We start from the raw sequence: 13864 nt of genomic DNA on the forward strand, positions 1-13864 counted from the left end.
CCCGCCCGGTGGTGGCCTCAGCGGGCCTCGACCAGGCGGGCGAAGACCACGACGTTCCCGTCGTAGCCGTTCTGCTTCGAGAAGCCGCCGCCGCAGGTGATGACACGCAACTCCGGTGCGCCCTTGGAACCGTAGACCCGGTCGCCCGGGAAGCCGGCCTTCGCGAAGACCTCGATTCCGTAGATCTCGAACACGGCCGTCCGGCCGTCCTGGCGGTCGACCTCGATGCGGTTCCCCTTCTTCAGGGAACCGAGCCCGTAGAAAACCGCCGGGCCCTTCGTGTTGTCGACATGGCCCACGACGACGGCCGTGCCCTTTTCCCCGGGCGAGACGCCCCCGGTGAACCATCCGGCCAGGTTCGGGTCGTCCGGCGGCGGCGCCGCGATCCAGCCGTCCGTGTCCAGACCCACCGGCATCACCGGCGCGTCGACCCGGATCGCCGGGATCCTGATCCGGTCCGCCGTGGCGAACGGCAGCGCGGCGGGCGCCGTGGCGAAGGTGCCCGGAATCGTGGTACGGCTGTCCGGGGCGGCGGCCGAGGCCGGCTGCGGCGGACCGACGTCGAACTCTCCCGAACCGTTCCGAATGAGTGCCAGACCGGTCAGCAGAACGAGCGCTATCACGCCCCAGGGGGCACGCTTCCTCCGCCGCTCCTCCTCCTCGGCCAGCTCGGAAAGTTCAGACGCAGACATTCGCCATCCCCTCTCGACGCGGCCGCCTTCGGGTCCGTATCGCGCATGGGAAAAAGCTAAGTCCCCCGCGCGGGTGCGGCGACGGGGCGACGGGCGAACGGGTGGCCCGCAGGTATTCCGGTGCGCCATCCGAGTTGCCGTTCTCAGGATTTTTCTGACAGTCCGTGACCTGCAGCAATATCCGATTGTGCGCTTTTCGCGCGGCGTGTCCCCTCACCAGGACGGACCATTCTCGAAATGCGGGCGTGTTCTGGGCATCTGAGGGTCTATTCGGGAGGTGCTTTCTCGCCGATCCACCGGGGACCGTTCCCGGGGTGCCTTCCGCGGAGGAAGAGATGCGAAACTCACGTGCGCTGGCGGCCGCGTGCACCGTGGTCGCCGTTCTCGGTGCCGCCGCCCCCGTGGCCGTCGCCGACGGCCTGGGCAACCCCGGCGGCCCGCCCAACACCCAGGCCCCGGTCGTCGGCGGGACGGGCGTCGCCCCCGGGACCGGGGTCGGCGGCGTCGGCGCTGTCGGCGGGGTCGGCGGTGTCGGCGGTATCGGCGGCGTCGCAGGTGTCGGAGTGGCTCCCGGGGTCGCGATCCCCGGCGTCGTGGTTCCCGGATACGGGGTGGGCGGGTTCGGCGGCGACGGGCGCTTCAACGGAGGTTACGGCGGGCGGGGCGGTGAAGGCTTCGACGAAGGGTTCGGCGGCCGGGGCGACGGCCGGGGCGACGGTGTGCGCAACATCGTCGTCCAGCCCCGCTCGGTCCGGAGAGGCGATCAGCTGACCGTTACCGTCAACGGCTGCCGCCGCGGCGACATGCGGTCCGGCGCCTTCGGGACGGCGCCTCTGACCCCGTTCGGCGGGGACATGGCGCGCGGTGTCGCCCGCATCCGCCAGAACGCCCGATCCGGTCCGTACGACCTCACCGTCAGCTGCGACGACCGGTTCCTGACCCGGCAGAACGCCTTCACCGTGCTCGGCGACGGGCAAAGCGGCTCCGAGTCCGACGGGTGGGACGACGACGACCGCCAGCTCGGCGGGGTGAAGGCCGGGCTCGGAGGCAGCATCTCCAGCGGGGCCACGCAGGCCGACATGGCGATCGGCGGCGGCCTGGTGGGCGCGTCCGTGCTGGCCGGCTGCGGGTTCTGGCTGCGCCGCCGGAGCGAGAAGCGGTTCTGACCGAGCGTGCCTGTGCCCCGGTCCCGCGGCGGACCGGGACACAGGCCGGGCCGGCCGCACCGCGATCAGGCGCCGTCCTCGCCGGCGTGTCTGCGCGAGCGCCGGTACGCCGTACCGACCGACCCCGCGACGAGTGCCGCGCCGAGACCGATCTCCTTGAGGTCGAACCCGTCGACGCTGCCGCCCTCACCGGCCTGCACACCCCGCCCGGGCGGCAGGGGCTGCGGGTTGAGCTCCTCGCGGCTTCCGGAACCACCGCTGTCCGTGCGGCCGTCGGTGCCGGCGTCGGCACTGCCGTCGCCCGCGCCGTCGCCGGGCGCGTCGGTGCTCTCGTCCGTGCGACCGCTGCTGTGCGCGCCCGTACCGCTGTCGGAGACCCCGTCCGCGTGTCCGGCCGTACCACCGTCCGTACCGCCATCGGTGCGGCCGCTCGCCGCACTGTGCTCGTCCGTCTGCCCGTCACCGTGTCCGGCCGCCGTGCTGCTCGCGATGGCCAGCTGGGTCGACACGCTGGACCCGTCGCAGCTGAACGTCACCCGGTACGAAGCCTGCGACTTCGCCGTCCGGTCGACCGTGGCCGTCACCGAGTCCCGCTCCGACGGGATGCGGACCGTGTCGAACACACCCGAGGTGACCGTCGCGGCGCCCCGGCAGCCGCTGCCGCGGTCCAGGTGCAGACTCACCCGCCCGCCCGCCGCGACGGTGGTGGGCGTGACCCGGAAGCCGAAGTGGGTGCCCTCGTCCCGGCCCGCGTCGCTGGTGTCGCTCGCGAGGATGACCGGAGCGGAGAGGGCGAGGCCGCCGAGGCCCAGCAGTGCGGCCGAAGCAACGCGTATCCCGCGCATGGTGGTTCCTCCGGTCCCCGAGGAGCGGCTTGCGGACCTGTTCCGCCAGTGCCGGGAATGCACCTCGATGATCGGAACGCTAGAAACCTCCGCACATGCGCGCGAACGCTGTAGAGCGAACGGGGGAGAAGAGTGGGCCGTCCGGGGGACATCGGCGGCGTGGCGTGGTGCGGTGCGGTGTCCCCGGGACGACCCCTGCCCCTCGACTACCCCTTGATGTGCGGGAAGAGGTTCAGGAACGGCTGCGCCGTCGCCGTGATGCCCCGGCTGTACGGTTCGTCGAAGTCCCAGATCAGGAACAGCATGAAGGTGATGGTCGCGGAGAACAGACCGGCGAGGACCAGCTCGCGCCGGGTGCGCCTGATCTGCAGCGCGAAGACCATGCCGATGGTGATCGCCGCCCCGGCCAGCAGCCCGATCCACACCACGTTCGGCATGGTCGCCCCGGTCGAGTCGGACCGGGCGCTGCGCGCCTGGTCGAGCGCGGCCACCTGGTCCACCAGCGGCTGGTAGGCCTGCGCCTGGAAGTCGGTCTTCGGCTCGTAGTCGGTGACGTCCTGACGGATCTGCGCGAGCAGTTCGGCACCGTGCTGGGAGAGCCGGCCGTGGTCGGCCATCTCCTTCCACTCCTTGTCGACGACCTGGGCCACGTAGGCGTCGACGTCCGCCCGGATCCGGTCACGCGTGTCGGGCGGATACACCCGCACCCGTTCGTAGATCTCGTGCAGCGCCTGCGCCTCCGCCTGCACATGGTCCTGGGCGGCGCTGCGGGCCTCCCACACCCCGGCCACCGCCAGACCGAGGACGATGGCGTAGATGACGCCGATCCACATGGTCATGTACTCGATGACGTCCGGCGTCTCGGAGGGATCCTCGTCCTCCGCCGCCCTCTTGTCCCGGACGAGGGTGATGATGACGACCACGGCGACGGCCGCGAGCATCGCGAGGACGAGAACAAGCCAATCCGGCAACGGAAGCCTCCAGGAATCAGTGGGCCGGCCGTCAGCGCGCGCGGAACGCGGCGACGGCGATGATCGCGGGTACGGCGATGAGCAGGACGTAGGTGACCGGGGAGGTGCGGTTCGGGGCCGCCGTACCGGTCGACTGGACGTGGTACGGCGGATAGGTCACCGGGGTCGGTGAGGGCCGGGGGGTGGGCTTCGGCGGCGGGGTGGGCGTCGGCGTCGGCTTCGGCCTGGGGCGCGGTGCCGGTGGTGGGGTGGGGGTGGGCGTGGGTTTCGGGGCCGGCGCGCGCCGGGGTGGTGGCGGTGGCGCCGGACGCGGCGCCGGCGGGGTGGTGCGCGGCGGCTTGGGCGTCGGCGTGGGGCTGGGTTTCGGAGTGGGCTTCGGGGTCGGGGTCGGGGTGGGCGTCGGAGTGGGCGTGGGTGTCGGGGTCGGCGTGGGGCAGGGCGGCGGGGTGGGTGTCGGACACGGCGGGGGAGTGGGCCAGGAGCCCCCGGCGACGGCCACCGCGTGAATGCCGTCGGGGCCCGTCGAGGCGGAGGCGCAGGCGTCGGCCGACGCCGTGCCGACCGGGCAGCCCGCCAGGGCCCACGTCAGCGTCAGCAGGGCCAATACCCTTGGGACGGGCGCGAGTCTGGTCGCTTCGGGTGCATGCACGACGGAGATCATGGGGCGTCGAGCGCCGTCGCACGCCGGAGTACCGGGTGATTGGCCCGAACGGGCGACATGTGGCGTAAACCGGTTTGAATCACACCGTTGCGCGAATGGCTCGAAGCGTACGCCCGTGCGGGACGCGGTCCACGGCCACAGTGTGCCGAAAGAAATTTGTGCGCCCGTTGAACACTTCGGCCCCCGGCATCCGTACCTGGTGTCGTGCGGCGGCGCAGAGGCGCTGCAATAACCAGGCGATTATGGGGAGTTGACGATGAAGACCTCGTGGAGGAGCGCCTCGCTGGTGGCCACGGCCGCGGGGGTGATGGTGTTCGCGACGGCGTGCGGTTCGAACAACGCGACCACTCCGTCCTCGGCGGCCCAGAACGTCGGCGCCACGGCGCCGGCCGGCATCGGCAGCATCACCAACCCCTCCGCCTCCACCGGCGCGGGCAACGGCTACGGCGCCGACGGCAGCCAGGCCTCCAGCTCCCCGGCCGCGGTCGCCCCCGCAGGCAAGCTGACCGTTGCCAGCAACCCCGACCTGGGCAAGGTGCTGACCGACGGCAGCGGCCTCACCCTCTACCGTTTCGACGCGGACACCGCCAATCCCCCCAAGTCGAACTGCGACGGCGACTGCGCCACCGCCTGGCCGCCGGTGCCCGCCGACGACGCCACGGCCGGTGAGGGCATCGACAAGTCGCTGCTCGGCGAGGTCACCCGCTCCGACGGCACCAAGCAGCTGACCGTCGCCGGCTGGCCGGTCTACCGCTACGCCAAGGACGTCAACGCCGGTGACGTCAACGGCCAGGGCGTGGGCGGCAAGTGGTTCGCCGCCGCCCCCGACGGCAAGAAGGCCACGCTGGCCTCGCTGCCCGGTCTGTCGGTGCGCAAGGACGCCAAGCTCGGCGACATCATCGTCGACAAGAACGGCATGACGGTCTACCGCTTCATCAAGGACAAGGCGTGGCCCAAGGTCGTCTCGAACTGCACCGGTGACTGCCTGGTGAAGTGGCCGGCCGTCGCCGAGGTCGCCTCCAGCGACACCAAGGGCATCGTGAAGAAGGGCCTGATGGGCTTCACCCGCCCCGACAACGGCGCGAAGCAGCAGACGGTCAACTGCTGGCCCATCTACACCTTCTCCGGGGACGCGAAGGCCGGTGACACCAACGGCCAGGGCGTCGGCGGCACGTGGTACGCCGTCTCGCCGGAAGGAAAGCTGGTCGGCGCGCCGAGCTAGCAGGGATCACCTCCCCAGGGTTGATCGCCCCGCCCGAGTCCACATTCGCGCATCGCGGAAGGGAGGGCAGCGGCCAGCGAGAGTCCCAGGAAGACGACACAACGGCGCACGACCGCCCGCCCCCTCCACACCGCACGGAGGGGGCGGGCTCTTTGGCGTACGTGCGCGGCTCCGCCGCGTGGGTGCGGGCCACCACGAACGACCCGCACCCGGCGCAATGCCCGAACGCCCTCAAACCGAACACTGAATTCCCAGGCAGTGACCAGGAACGGACGGTCAATTTCCGTTTCGGCTCGCCCTGTTCGCAGGCGATCAGTAGCCTCAGCTCGAACACCGGATCGCCTCAGCCTTGGAGAGATACATGGAGCGTCCCGCCTGGGCCCCACGGAGCATCGACATCTCGGTGCCGAGCGTTTCGCGTATCTACGACTACTACCTGGGCGGTTCGCACAATTTCGAGGTCGACCGGGAAGCGGCCCGCAAGGCGATGACCCACCTGCCGGGACTGCCGAAGATCATGCAGGCCAACCGCGCCTTCATGCGCCGCGCCGTCCGCCACGCCGTGGGCGCCGGCATCGACCAGTTCCTGGACATCGGCTCCGGCATCCCCACCTTCGGCAACGTCCACGAGGTCGCGCAGGCGGCGCACCCCGGCGCGCGGGTGGTGTACGTCGACCACGACCCGGTGGCCGTGGCGCACAGCAACGCCGTCCTGACGGGCAACGAGGACGCCGGCGTGGTCGCCGCCGACCTCCGCAAGCCCCAGGAGATCCTCTCCAGCCCCGAGGTGGAGCGCCTGATCGACCTGAATCGGCCAGTGGCGCTGCTTCTCGTTGCCATACTGCACTTCGTGGAAGACGCGGACGACCCGTACGGGGCAGTGGCACAGCTGCGCGACGCACTCGCGCCCGGCAGCCTGCTTGTTCTCACGCATGCCTCGTACGAGGGAATCCCGCTGCCGGCCGAGCGGGCCGAGGGGGCGGTGGACGTATACAAGGACATTCGCAACCCACTGATCATGCGCTCGCGCGACGAGGTCGCGCGGTTCTTCGAGGGGTACGACATGGTGGAACCCGGACTGGTGCCGATGCCGCACTGGCGGCCGGAGTCGGCGCCGGAGGACGAGGATCCGTATGCCTTCGCCGGGTTCGCCGGCGTGGGGATCGCGGCGTGACCGCGGAGCCGGGCGGCCCGGAGGACAGACTGCGCAGGTTCGCGACGATCTGGAGCCGGGCGGTGTTCCCGGTGACGTCGACGTCCCTGACCCGTCCCGAGTTCGAGGAGCAGTTGCTGCCGCTGGCCCGCCGGCTGAGCGAGATCCTGCTGGCGCACGGCTTCGACGCCGACGAGGCCCGGCAGGTGGGCGCCGCGCTGATCGACGCGCACTGCACCGACCCGGAGGCGCTGACCCGCTCCCTCGACTGCGTCGACGCCTACCTGGTCCTGTACTGCGGCGAGGACGGCCCCCAGGACGAGCTGCGGATGCGTTCCTCGCGGATCCAGCACGCGATGGCCGCCGGGTTCGCCCAGGCGCTGCGCGAGCGTACGCTGGCCGAGCAGGAGGCCATCGCCCAGGCCGCGTTGCGCGCCCAGGGCGTGGTCGCCCAGGCGCTGCACGCCAGCGAGGCCCGCTTCCGGGCCGTGTTCGAGGGCGCGGCGATAGGAATCGGCATCGCGGACCTCGAAGGCAACGTGCTCCAGGTCAACGGCGCGCTGCTGCGCATGTTCGGCGGCTCCGAGCAGACCCTGCGCAGCCGCAACGTCCTGGAGTGGGCGCATCCCGAGGACGCGCCGCAGACCTGGCGGCTCTACGAGGAGCTGGTGCGCGGCGAACGCGAGCACTACCACGTCGAGAAGGCCTTCAACCGCTCCGACGGCACGGTCCTGTGGACCAACCTGACCGTCTCCCTGCTCCGGGACGCGGACGGCGAACCGCAGTACCAGCTGGCCCTCATGGAGGACACCACCGAGCGCCGCCTGCTCAACCTCCGGCTGCGCTACGAGGCCACCCACGACGCGCTCACCGGCCTGCCCAACCGCACGCTGTTCTTCGAGCGCCTGGAGAAGGCCCTGTCGGCCGGCGAGGGCCAGCGGTTCGGGCTGTGTTACCTCGACCTGGACGGCTTCAAGACCGTCAACGACAGCCTCGGCCACTCGGCCGGCGACCGGCTGCTCGTGGAGGTCGCCGACCGGCTGCAGTCCTGCGCGACCGCGCCCGGCGAGATGGTCGCCCGGCTCGGCGGCGACGAGTTCGTGGCGCTGACCACCGGACCGGCCACCCAGCGCGAGGTCGACGACCTGGCCGACCGCATCATGAACGCCCTGGTCACCCCGATCAGCATCGACGGCCGCGACCTCATGGTCCGCGGCTCCATCGGCATCGTCGAGGGCCCGGCGGGCGAGCGCACCCCCGCCGAGGTGCTGCGCAGCGCCGACATCACGATGTACCGGGCCAAGTCGGCGGGCGGCAACCGCTCCGAACTCGCCGACCCGGAGGCGGACGCCCGCGCGATCACCCGCCACGGCCTGACCACGGCACTGCCCGCCGCGCTGGACCGCAACGAGTTCTTCATCGAGTACCAGCCGCTGGTCCACCTCGGCGACGGCAGCGTCCGCGGTGCCGAGGCCCTGGTCCGCTGGCTGCACCCGCAGCACGGCGTCCTCGGCCCCGACCGGTTCATCCCGCTCGCCGAACACACCGGTCTCATCGTCCCGCTGGGCCGCTGGGTCCTGGAGGAGTCGATCCGCCAGGCCCGCGAGTGGCGAGAACGCTACGGCGAGCACGACAGCGCCGGCCCGCTGCGGATCAACGTCAACCTCTCCCCGTGCCAGCTCTCCCACCCCGGCCTGGTCCAGGACACGGTGGAGATCCTGGAGCGGACCGGAGTGGCCCCCGACGCCCTCTGCCTGGAGGTCACCGAGTCCGCGCTCATCGGCGCCGACGACGACCTCCTCAAGCCCCTGCGGCGCCTCGCCGAGATGGGCGTGGACATCGCCCTGGACGACTTCGGCACCGGCTACTCGAACCTCGCGAACCTGCGCCGCCTGCCGGTGAGCATCCTCAAGCTGGACCGCTCCTTCACCCAGAGCATGCAGCAGTTCCCCGCGGACCCGGTCGACCTCAAGATCGTCGAGGGCATCGTCACCCTGGCCCACAGCCTGGACCTCGCGGTCACCGTGGAGGGCGTGGAGACGGGTGCCCAGGCCGAACAGCTCCGGATACTGGGCTGCGACACGGCCCAGGGCTGGTACTACGCCCGCCCGGGCCCACCGGAGCGCCTGCACGAGCTGGCCCTGGTGGACGCCACGGGCTGACCCGGACGTCCTGTCGGCAAGGGCCCTCAGTCGAGGTGGAAGACCTCCTCGGCGGGGGCCCACCGTTCGCCCGGGGCCGCGGTGTCCAGCGGCTGCTGACAGGGGTCGGTGAGGGTCCACCACTCGCGCGTCACCGGGTCGGCGGCGATCAGCGCGGTGTCGGCGGCGTAGTCGTTCCCCGAGTACTCGAAGTAGCTGAACAGCAGCCCGTCCCGCAGGAAGATCGAGTAGTTGCCGATGCGGGCCCGTCCGAGGGCGGCCAGCACGCCCGGCCAGGCGGCCGCGTGCAGTGCGCGGTACTCGGCCTCCTTCTCCGGGCGCAATCGGATGACGGCGGCGAAGCGCTGCACCTTGCTCACCTCTCCCTCCTGGGGCGAACGGCGAAGAATCAGTTTCATCCGTCGGGCAGGACCCTAAGGATCAGATCCTTCCCGCGCAATGGCCCGGAAGGATGTCGCTTACGGGTGGTATCACCCTGTCCCGTCAGGCAGTTGAAACGAGTTCCGTCCAACATCTTCCCTCCGTGTAGCGCGGGTGTCATAGTGACCACCGCCGATGAACCTGATTCATCCGACATCGAGGAGGGGGTGCACCGTGGCGGATCCGTCACCGGTCTCCGACGGTCCCTACCGGCCGGGGTACGAACTGGTCGCCGAACAACTGCTGGAGTACATCGCCGAGCAGAACCTGCGGCCGGGCGACCGGCTCCCCACGGAGGCGGGCCTGGCCGAGATCCTGGGCGCGACCCGCAACGTCACCCGTGAGGCGGTCAAGGTCCTGGCGGCGATCGGCCGGCTGAGCGTGCGGCGGGGCGCGGGCATCTTCGTCGCGGAGGCGTCCGGCGGACTGGTGGACGACCATCTCTCGCACTTCCGGCCGACGAGCATGGAGGACGTCCTCATGCTCCTCGACTACCGCACGGTGATCGAGTCGGAGACGGCCCGCCGGGCCGCCGGCCTCGCCAACCCCGTCGAGGTCCGCACCATCCGGGAGGGCGCGCAGAGTTCCCTGACCGCGGCCCAGGCGAACGACGGGCACGCCTTCGCCCGCGCCGACGAGGCCTTCCACGACGCGGTCGGCGCGGCCGCGCACAACGTGTTCCTGCGCTCCAGCGTCGCCGGCGTACGGCGCCTCGCGTCCCAGTCCGACGTGCTGCTCTTCCACGGCGACGCCCCCGGCTCGCTGGAGGTCGCCGCACGACAGCATCTCGCCATCGCAGAGGCGGTCGCCGCGGGGGAGGCCGATCTCGCGAGCGAGCTGATGGTGGAGCACATCGCCACCACGCAGAGCCAGTTCGAGCGGAAGATCCGCGACCGGCTGTTCAACCTCGGCGAACGGGCTGCGCCCGGGCGGCCGACGACGGACAGCGGCCCCGGGGACTCCGGCCTTCCGCCACAGACGTCGGTGTCGTAGGCCCGTCGGCGGGGCGCGGGCCGTGGGTGGTTGCTCGCGCAGTTCCTCCCCCGGCCTTCGGCCGGGGGTACCCCCAGCGCCCCTGAAGGGGCGCCAGGCGAACGCCCCTGAAAGGGGCGCGGGGAACTGCGCGACCAGCCCCCACCGGCCCGCACCCGAACGGCGAAGGCCCGCACCCCGGGAACCGGGCGGACGACCCGGTTCCGATGCTCCATCCCATCAGGCGATTGGATCTCCGTGTCTCTTCTGTCTGTGCGCAGGGGCAGAGCCGTGCCCCTGCCGAGAACCCTCATAGCCGCCCTGCCCCTCGCCCTCGCGGCGGCCCCGCTGGCCGCCACCCCGGCCCAGGCGGCCCCGAAGGCCTCCGGGCTCACCGTCTACGTCTCCCCGGCCGGCAAGGACACCGGCCGCGGTACCGCCGACCATCCGTTCAGGACCCTGGAACACGCCCGGGACTACGTGCGCGACGCCAAGGGCAGGGTCGACGGCGACGTCCATGTCCGGCTGCTGTCCGGCACCTACCGGCTCAGCCGCACCTTCGCCCTCACCGCCAAGGACTCCGGCAAGGCCGGGCAGAAGATCGTCTACGAGGCCGCACCCGGCGCGCACCCGGTGATCAGCGGCGGCAGGCAGGTCACCGGCTGGACGAAGGCCGACGCCGACGGCAAGGTCTACAAGGCCAAGCTGACCGGCCTCGACACCCGCCAGCTGTACGTGAACGGCGAGTTGAGGACCCGGGCCCGCAGCGGGAAGAACCCCTCGGGCTTCACCAAGACGTCCACCGGCTACACCTTCACCGACAGCGGCATCAGCGGCTACAAGAACCCCTCGGACCTCGAAGTCGTCAGCTCCTGGGGCTGGAAGCTGATGCGCTGCCCGGTCGAGTCGGTCTCCGGCAACACGATGACGATGCGGCAGCCGTGCTGGCACAACGCCAACCTCCAGCAGGGCCAGGAGATCCAGAACCCGACCTGGCTGGAGAACGCCCGCGAACTGCTGGACAGCCCGGGGGAGTGGTACCTCGACAAGAGCGCCGGCTACGTCTACTACATGCCCGAGCCGGGCGAGGACATGAGGACCGCGGACGTCACCGTGCCCGCCGTCCAGGACCTCGTCGACCTGAACGGCACCCGTGACCACCCCGTCGCGAACGTGTCCTTCCAGGGCCTCACCTTCTCCTACTCCACGTGGCTGGAACCGAGTTCGTCCGACGGGCTCATCGAGGGCCAGGCCGGCTTCCGGATGGTCGGCGAGGACAACCCGACCTTCGACTCCACGCGCCTGAACTGGAAGAAGACCCCGGGAGCCGTCAACGTCAGCCACGGGCAGGGCGTCGGGTTCACCGGCAACACCTTCACCCACCTCGGCGCCGTCGGCCTGAACCTGAACACCGGCACCCAGCACACCACCATCACCGGCAACGTCTTCCGCCAGATCGCCGCGACCGGCATCCAGATCGGCGGAGTCACCTGGGGCGACGCCCACCCCGACGACCCCCGCGACATCACCGAGGACACCCTGGTCGATGACAACGTCGTCACCAAGGTCGCCGACCAGTACAACGGCTCGCTGGGCATCCTGGCCGGGTACACCGACTCCACGGTGATCACCCACAACAAGGTCCACGACCTGCCCTACAGCGGCATCTCCGTCGGCTGGGGCTGGGGCCTGACCGACCAGGGCGGCAACTCGGCCTACCCGGACAACGCCGGCGTCCCGGTCTCGGACACCCCGACGATCAGCCGTGACAACGTCGTCAGCGACAACGAGATCAGCGACATCATGCAGTCGCAGGCCGACGGCGGAGCGGTCTACACGCTCAGCAGCGACCCCGGCGGCAAGGTCACCGGCAACTACATCCACGGCATCCCGGCCCCCGCCTACGGCGCCGTCTACCACGACGAGGGCAGCCGGCACTGGGAGAACACCGGCAACGCGTTCTGCGACGTCTCCTACCAGTGGCTGCTGATGAACCACGCCCAGGACAACGCGGCGACGGGCAACTTCACCACCCAGCCCGCCTTCAGCGTCCAGTACCTGAGCCAGAACAACGACGTCAGCGGCAACACCACGGTCGGCTCCTGCGACCAGCTGCCCGCCTCGATCGTGAACAACGCCGGTCTGGAGAAGGCCTACCAGCACCTCGACCCGGACCCGGCCGGCACCGACCACCAGGCGCCCACCGCCCCCGGCGACCCGACCTCGGTCACCGACTTCCCGACCGTCGCCGACCTGAGCTGGGGCGCCGCCACGGACGACACCGGAGTCACCGGCTACTCGGTCTTCCGGGACGGCAAGCTGGTCAGCGCCTCCGGCAGGACCTCCGTACGCCTCTCCGGCCTGACGGCGGGACTGACGTACACCTTCACCGTCACCGCCCGGGACGCGGCCGGCAACGAGTCCGCGCCGAGCAGGTCGCTGAAGGTCACCATGCCCGACGGCGCGGACCTGGCGCTGAAGAAGCCGGTCACCGCGTCCTCCGACTCCGAGGGCAACGTCCCGGCCAGGGCGGTCGACGGCGACCTGTCGACGCGCTGGGCACAGGGCCTCGGACTGCCCGACCCGTCCTGGATCCAGGTCGACCTCGGCGCGTCGTACGACGTGACCGGCGCCATCACCACCTTCGAGAAGAGCAGCGGCTACAAGTACCGCATCGAGGTGTCACCGGACGAGGTCCACTGGCAGACCCTCGCGGACCACACCGCCGACAACACCACCGCGCAGACCGACTACGCCGACGCCGGCACCCCGGTCACCGGCCGCTTCGTACGGCTCACCGTCACCGGCTCCAGCGGCAACGGCGGCAGCATCTACGACTTCCAGGTCTACGGCACCGCCCGCGCACCCGGCTCCGACCACACCGCCCCCGCGGCCCCCGGACAGCCCACCGCCAAGGCGCTGCTGCCCGGCCTGGTGGACGTCAGCTGGCCGGCCGCCACCGACGACACCGGCGTGACCAGCTACGTCGTCTACCAGGACGGCACGCGGATCGGTGTCACCGGCGACACGACGTACCGGGTCTCGGGCCTGAAGCCCGGGACGGAGTACTCCTTCACCGTCGTCGCCCGCGACGCCGAGCTCAACGCCTCCGACCCCAGCGCGGCGGCCGAGGTCACCACCCCGGCCGACGACGACCTGGCCCTGAACAAGACGGCGACGGCCTCCTCCGACTCGGAAGGAAACGTTCCTGCCAAGGCCTTCGACGGTGACCTGACGACCCGCTGGGCGCAGGGCCTCGGCCTGCCCGACCCGTCCTGGCTCCAGGTGGACCTCGGCAAGGACACCAGCGTCTCCGCCGTCGTCACCACCTTCGAGAAGTCGAGCGGCTACAAGTACCGCCTGGAGTACTCCACCGACGGCGCCGACTGGTCGACCTTCGAGGACCACACGGCGGACAACACCGTCGCGCAGACCGACTACTCCTTCGCCGACCAGCCCGTCACGGCCCGCTACCTGCGCCTGACCGTCACCGGCTCCAGCTGGAACGGCGGCAGCGTCTACGAACTCCAGGCGTACGGCGGCTTCTGACCCGACCGCCCCCGGGCGCCGCCGTCACCTCACCCACAGAAACGAAAGCCA

General features: G+C 71.0%; 12 protein-coding genes. 7 read left to right on the forward strand and 5 right to left on the reverse strand.

Annotated features, from left to right (window positions below):
* Nucleotides 1-17: 17 nt before the first annotated feature.
* Entirely contained in the window at nucleotides 18-692 is a 675-nt protein-coding gene (locus ACFZB3_RS25180; protein ID WP_391378681.1) for a class F sortase, read from the reverse strand.
* Between the two features lie 335 nt (nucleotides 693-1027).
* Here ACFZB3_RS25180 and ACFZB3_RS25185 point away from each other — a divergent pair, with 335 nt between their 5' ends.
* Nucleotides 1028-1858, forward strand: coding sequence for a hypothetical protein (locus ACFZB3_RS25185; RefSeq protein ID WP_391378683.1), 831 nt, complete (start codon nucleotides 1028-1030; stop codon nucleotides 1856-1858).
* Between the two features lie 65 nt (nucleotides 1859-1923).
* On the opposite strand, the gene ACFZB3_RS25190 is transcribed toward ACFZB3_RS25185, so the two are convergent.
* The 3 genes from ACFZB3_RS25190 to ACFZB3_RS25200 all read right to left on the reverse strand — a co-directional run bounded on the left by ACFZB3_RS25190 (nucleotide 1924) and on the right by ACFZB3_RS25200 (nucleotide 3834).
* Nucleotides 1924-2703 carry a hypothetical protein gene (locus ACFZB3_RS25190; protein ID WP_391378685.1) on the reverse strand — a complete coding sequence of 260 codons (780 nt, stop codon included), beginning with the start codon at nucleotides 2701-2703 and terminating at the stop codon, nucleotides 1924-1926.
* Nucleotides 2704-2909: 206 nt separating this feature from the next.
* Nucleotides 2910-3674 carry a DUF4239 domain-containing protein gene (locus ACFZB3_RS25195; RefSeq protein WP_391378687.1) on the reverse strand — a complete coding sequence of 255 codons (765 nt, stop codon included), beginning with the start codon at nucleotides 3672-3674 and terminating at the stop codon, nucleotides 2910-2912.
* 31 nt (nucleotides 3675-3705) lie between these two features.
* On the reverse strand, nucleotides 3706-3834 hold the full coding sequence (locus ACFZB3_RS25200) for a hypothetical protein (RefSeq protein ID WP_385678741.1): 129 nt from the start codon (nucleotides 3832-3834) through the stop codon (nucleotides 3706-3708).
* Nucleotides 3835-3856: 22 nt separating this feature from the next.
* Between ACFZB3_RS25200 and ACFZB3_RS25205 the strand changes: the two genes are divergently transcribed.
* The 4 genes from ACFZB3_RS25205 (at nucleotide 3857) to ACFZB3_RS25220 (ending at nucleotide 8872) form a co-directional block, all read left to right on the forward strand.
* Nucleotides 3857-4180: a hypothetical protein gene (locus tag ACFZB3_RS25205; RefSeq protein WP_391378689.1), complete on the forward strand. Its 324-nt coding sequence runs from the start codon at nucleotides 3857-3859 to the stop codon at nucleotides 4178-4180.
* A gap of 411 nt (nucleotides 4181-4591) precedes the next feature.
* On the forward strand, nucleotides 4592-5557 hold the full coding sequence (locus ACFZB3_RS25210) for an SCO0930 family lipoprotein (RefSeq protein ID WP_391378691.1): 966 nt from the start codon (nucleotides 4592-4594) through the stop codon (nucleotides 5555-5557).
* A gap of 361 nt (nucleotides 5558-5918) precedes the next feature.
* On the forward strand, nucleotides 5919-6731 hold the full coding sequence (locus ACFZB3_RS25215; protein WP_391378693.1) for an SAM-dependent methyltransferase: 813 nt from the start codon (nucleotides 5919-5921) through the stop codon (nucleotides 6729-6731).
* The gene (locus tag ACFZB3_RS25220) at nucleotides 6728-8872 is read left to right on the forward strand and encodes an EAL domain-containing protein (protein WP_391378694.1); all 2145 of its coding nucleotides are present in this window, start codon (nucleotides 6728-6730) and stop codon (nucleotides 8870-8872) included. Before ACFZB3_RS25215 ends, ACFZB3_RS25220 begins: the two co-directional genes overlap by 4 nt.
* A gap of 26 nt (nucleotides 8873-8898) precedes the next feature.
* Here ACFZB3_RS25220 and ACFZB3_RS25225 read toward each other — a convergent pair whose 3' ends face one another.
* On the reverse strand, nucleotides 8899-9222 hold the full coding sequence (locus ACFZB3_RS25225; protein WP_391378888.1) for an L-rhamnose mutarotase: 324 nt from the start codon (nucleotides 9220-9222) through the stop codon (nucleotides 8899-8901).
* Nucleotides 9223-9466: 244 nt separating this feature from the next.
* On the opposite strand from ACFZB3_RS25225, the gene ACFZB3_RS25230 reads away from it, so the two are divergent.
* Together ACFZB3_RS25230 and ACFZB3_RS25235 are read left to right on the forward strand one after the other, a co-directional pair.
* On the forward strand, nucleotides 9467-10285 hold the full coding sequence (locus ACFZB3_RS25230) for an FCD domain-containing protein (RefSeq protein WP_391378696.1): 819 nt from the start codon (nucleotides 9467-9469) through the stop codon (nucleotides 10283-10285).
* A 270-nt stretch (nucleotides 10286-10555) separates the two neighbouring features.
* Nucleotides 10556-13813 (forward strand): discoidin domain-containing protein, encoded by a 3258-nt coding sequence (locus ACFZB3_RS25235; RefSeq protein WP_391378698.1) that lies wholly within the window; start codon nucleotides 10556-10558, stop codon nucleotides 13811-13813.
* Nucleotides 13814-13864 lie beyond the last annotated feature (51 nt).

This window comes from Streptomyces sp. NPDC008092 (assembly GCF_042957285.1).
Classification (GTDB): domain Bacteria; phylum Actinomycetota; class Actinomycetes; order Streptomycetales; family Streptomycetaceae; genus Streptomyces.